Source organism: Rhodococcus sp. KBW08 (assembly GCF_003852455.1).
Lineage (GTDB): Bacteria > Actinomycetota > Actinomycetes > Mycobacteriales > Mycobacteriaceae > Rhodococcus_F > Rhodococcus_F baikonurensis.
Genome location: NZ_QAJJ01000028.1, coordinates 113,821 through 125,661 on the forward strand (window position 1 = coordinate 113,821; position 11,841 = coordinate 125,661).

12 protein-coding genes are annotated in these 11,841 nt (G+C 62.7%); 8 read left to right on the forward strand and 4 right to left on the reverse strand.

What is annotated here, in order from left to right:
* Positions 1-176: 176 nt before the first annotated feature.
* Both DBV08_RS29490 and DBV08_RS29495 read left to right on the forward strand, forming a co-directional pair.
* Positions 177-1,214 carry an alpha/beta fold hydrolase gene (locus tag DBV08_RS29490; protein WP_007732813.1) on the forward strand — a complete coding sequence of 346 codons (1,038 nt, stop codon included), beginning with the start codon at positions 177-179 and terminating at the stop codon, positions 1,212-1,214.
* Positions 1,215-1,240: 26 nt separating this feature from the next.
* A complete protein-coding gene (locus DBV08_RS29495) occupies positions 1,241-3,745 on the forward strand; it encodes an RNA helicase (RefSeq protein WP_124569740.1) in 2,505 nt (834 codons plus the stop codon).
* Between the two features lie 54 nt (positions 3,746-3,799).
* On the opposite strand, the gene DBV08_RS29500 is transcribed toward DBV08_RS29495, so the two are convergent.
* Positions 3,800-4,207: a DUF5997 family protein gene (locus DBV08_RS29500; protein ID WP_095970546.1), complete on the reverse strand. Its 408-nt coding sequence runs from the start codon at positions 4,205-4,207 to the stop codon at positions 3,800-3,802.
* A gap of 56 nt (positions 4,208-4,263) precedes the next feature.
* Here DBV08_RS29500 and DBV08_RS29505 point away from each other — a divergent pair, with 56 nt between their 5' ends.
* The gene (locus DBV08_RS29505; protein ID WP_124569741.1) at positions 4,264-5,112 is read left to right on the forward strand and encodes a LysR substrate-binding domain-containing protein; all 849 of its coding nucleotides are present in this window, start codon (positions 4,264-4,266) and stop codon (positions 5,110-5,112) included.
* A gap of 678 nt (positions 5,113-5,790) precedes the next feature.
* Positions 5,791-7,191 carry an FAD-binding oxidoreductase gene (locus tag DBV08_RS29510; protein WP_124569742.1) on the forward strand — a complete coding sequence of 467 codons (1,401 nt, stop codon included), beginning with the start codon at positions 5,791-5,793 and terminating at the stop codon, positions 7,189-7,191.
* A 28-nt stretch (positions 7,192-7,219) separates the two neighbouring features.
* Here the strand turns inward: DBV08_RS29510 and DBV08_RS29515 are convergent, their stop codons facing one another.
* Positions 7,220-8,140, reverse strand: coding sequence for a hydrogen peroxide-inducible genes activator (locus DBV08_RS29515; RefSeq protein ID WP_095970736.1), 921 nt, complete (start codon positions 8,138-8,140; stop codon positions 7,220-7,222).
* A 229-nt stretch (positions 8,141-8,369) separates the two neighbouring features.
* Here DBV08_RS29515 and DBV08_RS29520 point away from each other — a divergent pair, with 229 nt between their 5' ends.
* The 3 genes from DBV08_RS29520 (at position 8,370) to DBV08_RS29530 (ending at position 10,260) form a co-directional block, all read left to right on the forward strand.
* Entirely contained in the window at positions 8,370-8,957 is a 588-nt protein-coding gene (locus tag DBV08_RS29520; RefSeq protein ID WP_095970549.1) for a peroxiredoxin, read from the forward strand.
* A 2-nt stretch (positions 8,958-8,959) separates the two neighbouring features.
* Entirely contained in the window at positions 8,960-9,499 is a 540-nt protein-coding gene (locus DBV08_RS29525; protein ID WP_003942122.1) for a carboxymuconolactone decarboxylase family protein, read from the forward strand.
* 80 nt (positions 9,500-9,579) lie between these two features.
* Positions 9,580-10,260 carry a PhzF family phenazine biosynthesis protein gene (locus DBV08_RS29530; protein WP_095970550.1) on the forward strand — a complete coding sequence of 227 codons (681 nt, stop codon included), beginning with the start codon at positions 9,580-9,582 and terminating at the stop codon, positions 10,258-10,260.
* Here DBV08_RS29530 and DBV08_RS29535 read toward each other — a convergent pair.
* Positions 10,246-10,944, reverse strand: coding sequence for a hypothetical protein (locus DBV08_RS29535; RefSeq protein ID WP_095970551.1), 699 nt, complete (start codon positions 10,942-10,944; stop codon positions 10,246-10,248). The genes DBV08_RS29530 and DBV08_RS29535 overlap by 15 nt on opposite strands.
* Before the next feature lie 17 nt (positions 10,945-10,961).
* On the opposite strand from DBV08_RS29535, the gene DBV08_RS29540 reads away from it, so the two are divergent.
* The gene (locus tag DBV08_RS29540) at positions 10,962-11,228 is read left to right on the forward strand and encodes a hypothetical protein (protein ID WP_095970552.1); all 267 of its coding nucleotides are present in this window, start codon (positions 10,962-10,964) and stop codon (positions 11,226-11,228) included.
* Between the two features lie 2 nt (positions 11,229-11,230).
* Here the strand turns inward: DBV08_RS29540 and DBV08_RS29545 are convergent.
* Positions 11,231-11,841 (reverse strand): aminotransferase class III-fold pyridoxal phosphate-dependent enzyme (locus DBV08_RS29545; protein ID WP_148090797.1); only part of this gene is annotated, 611 nt, incomplete at its 5' end.

The following is an 11,841-nucleotide window of genomic DNA, read 5'->3' on the forward strand; positions in this document are numbered from 1 at the left end:
ATGTGACGGGCGGGGCGCATAATTCGACATTGTGCGCATTCCGCAACCCCTCCGTTACCTGGGCTGTTGTTCAGGACACATCCGTCGGATAGCCTCGAACTCTGTGAGATTTTCGTTGACGGCTCAACAACTGGAGCAGACAGTCAACGTGGTCTCACGCTGAGCCAGGAGGCGACATGAGCAGACCACGGAACCGTCAGCTCCGACCGGTCCCCGACGAGGAACCTCGGATGATGTTCCGGACCATTCACGGCTACCGACGCGCATTTCGGATAGCCGGAGAGGGCCCGGCAGTACTGCTCCTGCACGGAATCGGCGACAACTCGTCGACGTGGACCGAGATCATTCCCCACCTCGCCAAGAAGTACACCGTCATCGCACCTGACCTGTTGGGTCACGGCCGCTCCGACAAGCCGCGCGCCGACTATTCGGTAGCCGCGTACGCCAACGGCATGCGTGATCTCCTGTCGACGCTCGGCATCGAGCACGTCACTGTCATCGGGCATTCACTCGGTGGCGGCGTCGCGATGCAATTCTCCTACCAATTCCCACACATGGTGGATCGCCTCGTGCTGGTCTCGGCCGGTGGCGTCACCAAGGACGTCCACCCGTTGCTGCGCCTCATGTCCGTTCCGGTGGTCAACGAGGTCGTCAAACTGCTCCGGATACCTGGAGCGATGCCGCTCGTCCGAATGGCCGGAAACCTTGCCGGCGTCGTGCACGGTTCAAATCTGCGTCCCGGCACCATGCTGCACGACACTCCCGACCTGATTCGTGTGCTCGCCGATCTCCCCGACCCCACGGCCTACGAGGCCTACCTTCGTACCCTGCGGGCGGTGGTGGACTGGCGCGGGCAGGTCGTCACGATGCTCGACCGCTGTTATCTGACCGAGAATCTGCCCGTTCAACTGATCTGGGGCGACGACGACTCCGTCATTCCGGTCTCCCATGCGCACCTCGCGCATGCGGCCATGCCCAACTCCCGACTCGAAGTCTTCCGCGGCTCGGGCCACTTCCCGTTCCGCGACGATCCGATGCGTTTCCTGCAGATCGTCGAAGATTTTCTTTCCAGCACCGCACCACTCGTCTTCGACGAGGCCCGCTGGCGTCACATGCTGATCTCCGGGGTCGGCGAGAACACCATCACCGGAACGTCGTCCACCCGCATGGCGGTGCTCGACGCCATGGGCTCGGACGAGCGAAGCGCAACCTGATCCGCGGTTGCGGCTAGCCTGTACGAGTGCTGCTGACGGAACTTCTCCCCGACAACGCGGATCCTGATTCCGTTTTCGACGCCTTCTCCTCGTGGACCCTCGAACGAGGGTTGACGCTCTATCCGGCCCAGGAAGAGGCCGTCATGGAGTTGGTCTCGGGTGCAAACGTGATCCTTGCGACGCCGACCGGGTCCGGCAAATCGATGGTGGCGATCGGCGCGCATTTCTACGCGATGTCGCTCGGCAAGCGTACGTATTACACCGCGCCGATCAAGGCGCTGGTGAGCGAGAAGTTCTTTGCGCTCTGTGAGGTCTTCGGTGCCGAGAACGTCGGCATGATGACCGGTGATGCCGCCGTGAACTCGTCGGCGCCGATCATTTGTGCGACGGCGGAGATCGTCGCGAATCTCGCACTGCGAGAGGGCCCGAACTCCGATATCGGCCAGGTCGTGATGGACGAGTTCCACTTCTACTCCGAACCAGATCGAGGTTGGGCGTGGCAGGTTCCGCTCATCGAGTTGCCGCACGCCCAGTTCCTCTTGATGTCGGCAACACTCGGTGAGGTCGATTTCTTCTCCGAAGATCTGACGCGTCGTACGGGCAAGCCCACCACCGTCGTCTCCGGCACGGAACGCCCCGTGCCCCTGATGTTCTCGTACGCGACCACGCCGGTCGGCGAAACCATCGAAGATCTGGTGACCACCAACCAGTCCCCCGTGTACATCGTGCATTTCACGCAGGCCGCCGCTCTCGAACGCGCCCAGGCACTGACGAGCGTCAACTTCTGTTCCAAGGAAGAGAAGGAAGCGATCGCCGAAGCATTGGGTGGTTTCCGCTTCACCACCGGGTTCGGAAAGACACTCTCTCGCCTGGTCCGGCACGGCATCGGCGTTCACCATGCTGGCATGCTGCCCAAGTACCGACGGCTCATCGAAGTTCTCGCGCAGGACGGCCTTCTCAAGGTCATCTGCGGTACAGACACTCTGGGCGTCGGCATCAACGTCCCGATCCGCACGGTACTGCTCACCGGTCTCGCCAAGTACGACGGCGTCCGCACACGGCATCTGAAAGCCCGCGAGTTCCATCAGATCGCCGGCCGCGCGGGTCGTGCGGGCTACGACACGATGGGCACCGTTGTCGTCCAGGCACCGGAACACGAGGTCGAGAATCTGCGGGCCGTCGCCAAGGCGGGCGACGATCCGAAGAAGATCAAGAAGATTCAACGCAAGAAGGCTCCCGAGGGGTTTGTGTCCTGGAGCGAAGCGACGTTCGACCGCTTGGTCGCGGCATCACCCGAACCGTTGGTGTCACGATTCTCGGTCAGCAACTCGATGCTGCTCAATGTCATTGCCCGACCGGGCAATTGCTTCGACGCGATGCGGCACCTGTTGGAAGACAACCACGAATCGCGGCCGGCGCAGCGTAAGCACATCCTCAAAGCGATCTCGCTGTATCGCGGATTGCTCAGCGCCGGCATCGTGGAGCGCCTCGACGAACCTGACGAGTACGGCCGGATGGCTCGGTTGACGATGGACCTGCAACGCGACTTCGCGCTCAACCAGCCGCTGTCGCCGTTCGCCTTGGCAGCATTCGAACTCCTCGACGTCGAATCCGACAGTTACGCACTCGATGTCGTCTCGATCATCGAGTCGACGCTCGACGATCCGCGTCAGGTGCTCATGGCGCAGCAGCACTTCGCTCGCGGCGAAGCGGTGGCACAGATGAAGGCCGACGGCATCGAGTACGAGGAGCGCATGGAGCTTCTCGAAGAGGTCACCTGGCCGAAACCGTTGTCGGACTTGCTGTTCCCGGCTTTCGAAATGTATCGCGGCGGCCACCCGTGGATCACGGAGTTCGCCCTCTCCCCCAAGTCCGTGGTGCGCGACATGATCGAACGCGCCATGACGTTTGCCGAATTGATCAGCCACTACGGACTCACCCGATCTGAGGGCCTCGTCCTGCGCTACCTCGCCGACGCCTACCGCGCCCTGCGGCAAACCGTCCCGACGGAGGCACGCACCGAGGAACTCGAAGACATCATCGAGTGGTTGGGCGAGCTGATCCGTCAGGTCGACTCGAGCCTTCTCGACGAGTGGGAGTCACTTACCGATCCCGGAGCCGAAGCAGACACCGAAGAGGTGGCGTTCGGCGCCGACATTCCCCGGCCCATCTCGGCGAACCCGCGCGCATTCCGCGTCATGGTGCGCAATGCGATGTTCCGACGCATCGATCTCGCATCGCGTCGGCAGTGGAACGAGCTGGAAAACCTCGAGGACGGTATCGACGCCGCTGAGTGGGAAGAGCAACTACTCCCGTACTTCGAGGAGTACGCAACCATCGGAACCGGACCGTCGGCGCGCGGGCCGGCGCTCTTCCAAGTCACCGAAGAGGGTGAGTTCTGGCGGGTGCGGCAGGTGCTCGAGGACCCGGAGGGCGATCACGGATGGGCACTGCTTGCCGTCGTCGACATCCCGGAATCGGATGCCGCGGGTGAAATCGTATTCGACGAGCTGAGCGTCGTAGAAGGCTAGCGCCTGTGCGCCTTTCTGATAGTGGTCGCTACCAGTGAGGCGCACAGGGGGCTTTCAGCCCCTTCGAGCCTTCCGCGGCTGATTACGACGAGCAGCGCGCTTTTCCTTGATGCGAACGTTCTCGGCCCGCACGTCGGCCTGAACAGCGCGTTCCTTCTCGAGCCAGTCGGGCTTCTCTTCGAGGAGTGCGGCGATCTGATCCGTGGTGAGTGCCTCTTCGACGCCGCCGCGAGCGAGACCGGCGATCGAGATGCCCAACTTGGCAGCGATGACCGGGCGAGGGTGCGGTCCGGTGCGTCGCAGCTCCAGCAGCCACTCCGGCGGATCGGTCTGCAGCGCGGTCAGTTCGTCACGAGTCACGTCGCCTTCCTGGAACTGCGCAGGTGTTGCTTCCAGGTACACACCCAGCTTCTTGGCAGCCGTCGTCGGCTTCATCGTCTGGGGAGTTTTGTTCGACGTCATGCAACAAGAGTAACCAGCCGATACGGGTGCTTTTACCAAGGCGGTAGCCTTGCCTGGTGACAGACGCGGATAGTCAGGCAATTTTTCGACTCGCGTACGCCCCGGGGGTGACGCCCACCAAGTGGGTCCGGGTGTGGCACGAGCGGCTTCCCGAGGTGCGTCTGGAACTTGTTCAGTTCCCGGTTCTCGAACTCGAAGCTGCACTTCGCGCAGGTGAAGCAGATGCAGGTTTGGTTCGCCTGCCGATCGACCGGACCGGCATCAGCGCCATCTCGCTGTATGCGGAAACCCCGGTGGTGGTGGTGCCGAAAGATCACGTGTTCACTACTGTCGATCAGATTTCCGTCGGCGATCTGGCCGACGAGATAGTGCTCGATCCGCTCGACGACAGACTCGACTGGCCGACCCGTCCCGGAAAGACCGCCGCCGAGCGACCCGCGACCATCGCCGACGCCATCGAGTTGGTGGCCGCCGGCGTCGGCGTTGTCGTGGTTCCCCATTCGCTGGCGCGGTTCCACCATCGCAAGGATCTGACCTTCCGTCCGGTGGACGGTGCGCCCGAGGCTCCCGTGGCTTTGGCATGGATGGAGTCCAAGACCACAGATCTGGTCGAGGAACTGATCGGCATCGTGCGGGGCCGAACGGCGCAGAGTTCCCGCGGCCGAAACGGTGAGCCGGCCGAGAAGATCAAGGGTTCCGTGAAAGCCAAGATCGCGGCCCGTGAACGTCGTGCAGAAGCTGCCAAGAACGGGCAGAAAGCGAAGGGCGCCGGAACCGCAAAGAACATTTCCGGACGCAACGCAGGTTCCGGTAAGGCCAAGGCGGGCGGAAAATCGGGTAGCGGGAAGTCCGGTGGGACCAAGAGTTCGGGTGGCCGGTTCTCCGGAAAGCAGAAGGGCCGCTAGGGATTCAGCAGTTCCCTTACGTAAACCAATATGACGGCCAATCTCTACGTTCCGACCAGTCGGAAACTGTACATTCTCTGCATATGACTATTCGATCAGCCCTCGTAGGTATCTGCATCGCACTCGCAGCAGTGACTGCATGCTCGACCTCCAGTGATCCGCAGCCGGCACCTCCGGTGTCATCGACAACCACACCGCTGCCCACGACGTCTCCTACAACGACCACCGAAACAACAACGCCCCTTGCAGTACCTACCGCAGAATCGCCGATAACGACGGTGCTGGAACCCACACCGGCGCGTTACATCGTTTCGTGCCAAACGGGCCTCGGCCCGGTAGAGACATATTGGTCGGACGGCACCGTCACCGGATACTCGGACTACTGCCAAGCCCAGCACGACCAAGTCCTACGCTCAGAGGCAGAGGCGAATACGCCAATCTGCGACGGCGCCATCTGCCGCTATCCGTCGGGCGCTACTCGCCCCGACACCAGTGCGACTACGAGCGTCCGAATCCCATCCCCTTGGGTGCAAGGTCAGATCGATTGGACCAACTGCATCGAGGCCGGCAACTCGGAAGACTACTGCCGGACAACGCTGAACTGATCAGGCGCGACAGAGTCGGGCTGTGGTCTCGCGAATTGGCGCATCGTCGAACTCCGTCGAGCATGATGAGAGTATGACTCCCGCGAGTTCTTCAGCCCTCGACGAATTGGTAGCGGCACTCCCCGAGGGAGCCGTCCTGCTGGATCCTGACCTGACCGCGGGCTACCGCCAGGACTGGGCTGCCGATCCGACCGCCGGCCACCCCGCTGCCGTGGTTCGCGCAACGTGCACGGAAGACATCCAAGCAGTCATGCGATGGGCAACCGCCAACCGCGTACCGGTGGTTCCCAGAGGTGCCGGCTCGGGCCTTTCCGGTGGATCCAGCGCCGTCGACGGTTGCATCGTGGTCAGCACCGAGCGAATGCGACAGATCACGATCGACCCGGTTGCCCGTGTGGCCGTTACTCAGCCCGGCTTGATGAATGCGGAGGTCAAGAAAGCAGCCGCAGAGCACGGACTCTGGTACCCGCCGGACCCCTCGTCCTTCGAGATCTGTTCCATCGGCGGCAATGCAGCCACCAACGCCGGCGGACTCTGCTGCGTCAAGTACGGAGTAACCACCGACTACGTTCTCGGACTTCGGGTCGTGCTGGCAGACGGGACAGCGGTCAGCCTAGGTGGCCCCCTTCTCAAGGACGTCGCCGGACTCTCACTCACGAAACTGTTCGTGGGTAGTGAGGGAACTCTCGGCATCATCACGGAAATCACCCTGCGTTTGATTCCCGCGCAGCCGCCCGCATCAACCGTCGTCGCGTCGTTCGACTCGGTACAAGAGGCTGCCGACGCGGTCTTGGCGATCACCGGCAACATGCGTCCGGCGATGCTCGAGTTCATGGATCATGCCAGCATCAATGCCGTCGAGGATTCGGTACGCATGGGTCTGAACCGCAAGGCTCACGCACTGCTGCTCGCGCAGTCCGACGCACCCGGCGCGGCAGGCGTGCTGGAAATCGAGACGATTGTTCAGGCGTGCGAAAACAACGGAGCCACCGAGGTATTCGCCACCGACGATCAGGCCGAGGGTGACGCTTTTGCGGCAGCACGGCGGGCAGTGTTCCCGGCAGTGCTCGCGATGGGAAGTCTGCTTCTCGAAGACGTGGGCGTTCCCATGCGCGCACTCCCCCAGCTCGTGACCGGGGTCGAAGCCATCGCCGACGACCTCGAAGTCCTGATCTGCACGGTGGCGCATGCCGGAGACGGAAATACACACCCGCTCATCGTTTTCGACCCCGCAGATCCGGACATGACCGAACGCGCACAGATCGCATTCGGACGGGTGATGGATCTCGCCATCGCGCTCGGCGGCACGATCACCGGCGAACACGGGGTCGGTCGACTCAAGCGCGACTGGCTGCCGTCACAATTGGGTGACGACGTCATGGCCCTCAATCGCAAGGTCAAGGATGCGCTCGACCCGCTGGGAATTCTCAATCCCGGAGCCGTCATTGCCGTGAAAGAAGGCTCATCCGACTAGCTTTCACGTCGACGTCGAACGAGTTACGTCATCGAGGAACTGTCGGGCTGACCGAACGGACCAACTCGGCCAGCTGACGGAATCCTTCTGCTCGGCCACTCGAAGAGCGGAACACGACGCCGATCGTGCGACCTGGAGCCGGCGATGCGAAGCGCGCCGTCGACAAATCTCCGCGTCGAACCTCCACTGCAACAGCAGATTCCGGGACCAAAGTCACCCCGAGTCCCCCGGCCACACACTGCACGACCGTCGCGAGCGACGTCGCCCGCGTGTCGCCGGCAAGCGGATGAGCGTCTACGGAACGGCACAGATCCAACGTCTGGTCGCGCAGGCAGTGGCCGTCGTCGAGCAAGAGCAACGGCAGCGCGTCGAGCACGTCCACCGTGAGATCGACACGTCCGGCCAAGGAGTGATCGTCCGGCACGACCATCACAAAATCCTCTTCGTACACAGGAACTTCCACCAGGCCGGGCGTTCCGGCAGGAAGCGCCAACACAGCTACGTCGAGCGCTCCCGATCGCAGTGCATCGAGTAGGCGCGCCGTCTGATCCTCGACGATCTGCGGCGCCAACGACGGCAGCTTGTCGCGCAGCTCCGGCAACAACCCCGGAAGAATGTAGGGCGCAACGGTCGGGATCAACCCGATGCGGAGCGGTCCGGTCAGAGAGTCGCCGGAGCCGGCGGCACTCGCGACGAAACCGTCGGCAGCCTCGAGAATCTGCTTGGCCTGACCGAGCAAGCGCTGCCCGTCCGCAGTCACGAGCACGCGCCGCGTACTCCGTTCGATCAGCTTGACCCCCAGGCCCGCCTCGAGCGCCGCCAGCGCCTGGGACAGTGTGGGTTGGCTCACACCGGAACGTGCTGCGGCAGTACCGAAGTGCCGATACTCGGCCACCGACACGAAGGCACGCAGCTGTGACAAGGAAGGTTGATAAGTCTGATCAGACATGCCTATCAGTGTAGTGCCACCCATCACCTTTACCTTTTGAACGGTTTGATGCAGAATGGACTCATACCAAAAAGCGCCGGTCACAACCTCGACACTCCAGTCGAAACCGTCCGACCCGCTGACGGTGACAAACCCTCTCGATCCAGCACGTTCGGCCGTCACAATCCGAACAGCCGGATCGTGTGCGCAAGAAATTCCTGTTCACGAGACACGTAGGAGAATGAGACACATGGCTCTGCTCACAATCGGCGACCAGTTCCCCGCTTACAACCTCACGGCTGTCATCGGCGGCGACCTGTCCAAGGTCGATGCCCAGCAGCCCGATGACTACTTCACCACCGTCACCAGCGACGACTACGCAGGCAAGTGGCGCATCGTCTTCTTCTGGCCCAAGGACTTCACTTTCGTGTGCCCCACCGAGATTGCTGCATTCGGCAAGCTCAACGACGAGTTCGCAGACCGTGACGCTCAGGTTCTCGGCGCTTCCGTCGACAACGAGTTCGTGCACTTCCAGTGGCGTGCACAGCACGAAGAGCTCAAGACCCTCCCCTTCCCGATGCTCTCGGACCTCAAGCGCGAGCTTGCCGAGGCCACCGGCGTCCTCAACGCCGACGGCGTTGCAGACCGCGCGACGTTCATCGTCGACCCCAACAACGAGATCCAGTTCGTCTCCGTCACAGCCGGTTCCGTCGGCCGTAACGTCGACGAGGTTCTCCGCGTCCTCGACGCTCTCCAGAGCGACGAGCTGTGCGCATGCAACTGGAAGAAGGGCGACCCGACCATCAACGCCGGCGAGCTCCTGACTGCGAGCGTCTGAGTATGAGCGTCGAGAACCTCAAGAACTCGCTTCCCGAGTACGCGAAGGACCTCAAGCTCAACCTGAGTTCCATTGCGCGCACGACGGTCCTGAACGAGCAGCAGTTGTGGGGAACGCTCCTCGCAACGGCCGCAGCCACCAAGTCTGCGTCCACGCTCAAGGAGATTGCATCCGAGGCTGCCGACAACCTGTCGGCAGAGGCGTACAACGCCGCTCTCGGCGCAGCATCGATCATGGGCATGAACAACGTCTTCTACCGCACCAAGGGCTACCTCGACGGTAAGTACGACGACCTTCGTGCCGGCCTGCGGATGAACATCATCGGCAACCCGGGCGTCGACAAGGCCGACTTCGAATTGTGGTCGCTTGCAGTGTCCGCGATCAACGGCTGCAACCACTGCCTCGAAGCTCACGAGAACACCCTCCGCCAGGAAGGTGTCGACCGCGAGGTCATCTTCGAAGCGATCCGCGCCGGTTCCATCGTCGCGGGCGTCGCACAGGCTGTCGAAGCCAACGAGATCCTCTCTGCGGCACAGGTCTGATCACTCGGACCCGACTGCAGTTCGACGAGCCCTCCCCACCGTGAAGGTGGGGAGGGCTTTTCGCGCGCTAGGGTGGACCGATGGGTATCGAGGTGAGTGTGGTCCGGGTCTTCACGGACGAGAACGGCAAGCACGGCAATCCGCTGGGAATCGTCGACGCGTCCACGGTTGCAGAATCGGATCGACAAGCCGTCGCGAAGGAACTCGACTACAGCGAGACCATCTTCATCGACGTACCGGATGACGGCGCCTCGCGGGCCCGGGCTCAGATCTTCACTCCGGCAGCAGAACTCCCCTTCGCCGGGCACCCGACCGTCGGTGCCACGTGGTGGCTGGGCGAGCAGGGCCGCCGCGTGACCGCCCTCGACGTTCCCGCCGGCAGTGTCGACGTCCGCCAATCCGGCGCTCTCACATGGGTACGCGCGCGTGCCGAGTGGGCACCGGAATTCGCGATCTATCCGATGGACACGGTCGACGACGTCATCGACGCCGATCCGTCCGACTACGAGGCGGATCATTCGTATCTGTGGGCATGGCAGGACAAGCTCGAAGCTGCCATCCGCGCACGCATGTTCGCACCGGTGATGGGAATCGCCGAGGACGAGGCCACCGGATCGGCAGCGCTACGCATCACGGACCGGTTGAGGAAATCACTGCTCATCACCCAGGGACGCGGATCGGTGCTTCACACCACCTTCTCCCCCGAAGGGTGGCTCGAAGTCGGCGGCCGCGTCGTCGCCGAGCCGTCACGAACCTTGTGAGTACCCGGCGGGATTGCGTCCGGCCTCGAGGTCACTTGCGCTGAGAGTCACCGAGATCTCGTCACCGAGCGCAACTCCCGGTGCGAGGGGCAACTGATCTCCACTCCAGAATTTGCCCGGGTCGAACCAGTTGATCCGACGATTACCGACAAGCAGACCCATCGCTTCATACGTCTTGGCAACCACTTCGGCGCAGTAGGCGCTCTCGGCGGCTACTGCCGATACGTCGGACTTCTTGCGCAGCTTCGGGATTCGGCCCCCGAACCAGCGTGAGGCGAGCTTGGCCGTCGACGGGAACGGTGTGCCGTCCAGTCGCGCGATCGTCTTGAGCAGAGCGTCTTCCTGCTCACGGGTGATCTCGTGGTCGAGTTGGCGCAACCATCCGCGCTGCCCATACTTGGCGCCCCACACCTGAACCGCCGACCTCAGATCGTGCAGTTGGACACCACGCTGAAAGCGTCCGGTCCACATGTCCTGCAGCGAGTGACCGAGTTCCGCATGCCACATCAGCGGCGGAAGGTCGTCGATCACCACCGACATTCCCACGTGATTGACCGGACTGTTGGTCAGCGTCTGGATGGCCCGGTCGGCCGTCGACTCTCCGCGGAAGATCCAGATGTCGCCCGTGCGGGTCGCCGCGGCGGCCTCGTCGAGACTCACCTGCGAAAGCAATCGTCGGTCCATGCCTCTAGCGTAGAGGGATGAAACTCCCTACTCCTCTGCGCGCCTCGCACGTTTGGAAACTGGTCGGCCTCGCTGGTGCCATGGGCATTGCCGCCACCGGGGTCCTCGTTGCGCGCGGCGAACGCCAGCGTCGGGCCTACTCTCCGGACGAGATTCGCTCGGTACTGCACGAGCGGTACACCCAGGCCTACGCCAAGCAGTCGGAGCAAGAAGTTCTGGAACTCGAACCTGCACCCAACGCAGTGCGGCGCCGAATCGAGAAGCTCTTCCGGCGCCGCAACTGAACTCATCCGAGGGCTGCGAGGATCCCTGCTGCCATCTCCGCGACCTGATCATCAGTCATCACGAACGTCGGCGAAATCTGCATCGCACCCTGACCCGCAGCGCGACCCGAAATACCGTGCTCACGCAACGTCTTCACAAACGGCAACGCCTCCGCCGGATCAACCAACTGCACCGCAGCGACCGCACCGAGCCCACTACGAACCTCCGCCACCCGCGGATGCTCCGCCAACGGCTGCAGATGCGTATGCAACGACGCCTCCAGACGCTTCGACTCCCCGAGCAAATTCTCACGCTCGAGAATGTCGAGGTTCGCCATCGCCGCCGCAGCAGCACCGGCATGCCCGCCGTACGTGTAACCATGACGCCACCACGAACCCGCATAAAACGGCTCCGCCACCCGCGGCGCGATGAACACCGCACCCATCGGAACGTAACCGGACGTCAAACCCTTTGCCGTGGTCATCATGTCAGGCTGCAAATCGAAACGAGTAGACGCGAACCACTCGCCGCCGATACGACCGAAACCGGTCACCACCTCGTCGACCACAAACAGAATGTCGTGCTCACGGCAGATGTCACGCACCTCCGCCAAATACCCCTCCGGCGGAAGAT

Bases quoted from the DNA above. Each gene is read 5' to 3' on its own strand.
- DBV08_RS29525 (WP_003942122.1), top strand. From the start codon at position 8,960: ATGAGCGTCGAGAACCTCAAGAACTCGCTTCCCGAGTACGCGAAGGAC.
- DBV08_RS29535 (WP_095970551.1), bottom strand. From the start codon at position 10,944: ATGGACCGACGATTGCTTTCGCAGGTGAGTCTCGACGAGGCCGCCGCG.
- DBV08_RS29515 (WP_095970736.1), bottom strand. From the start codon at position 8,140: ATGTCTGATCAGACTTATCAACCTTCCTTGTCACAGCTGCGTGCCTTC.
- DBV08_RS29490 (WP_007732813.1), top strand. From the start codon at position 177: ATGAGCAGACCACGGAACCGTCAGCTCCGACCGGTCCCCGACGAGGAA.
- DBV08_RS29520 (WP_095970549.1), top strand. From the start codon at position 8,370: ATGGCTCTGCTCACAATCGGCGACCAGTTCCCCGCTTACAACCTCACG.
- DBV08_RS29510 (WP_124569742.1), top strand. From the start codon at position 5,791: ATGACTCCCGCGAGTTCTTCAGCCCTCGACGAATTGGTAGCGGCACTC.
- DBV08_RS29540 (WP_095970552.1), top strand. From the start codon at position 10,962: ATGAAACTCCCTACTCCTCTGCGCGCCTCGCACGTTTGGAAACTGGTC.
- DBV08_RS29500 (WP_095970546.1), bottom strand. From the start codon at position 4,207: ATGACGTCGAACAAAACTCCCCAGACGATGAAGCCGACGACGGCTGCC.
- DBV08_RS29530 (WP_095970550.1), top strand. From the start codon at position 9,580: ATGGGTATCGAGGTGAGTGTGGTCCGGGTCTTCACGGACGAGAACGGC.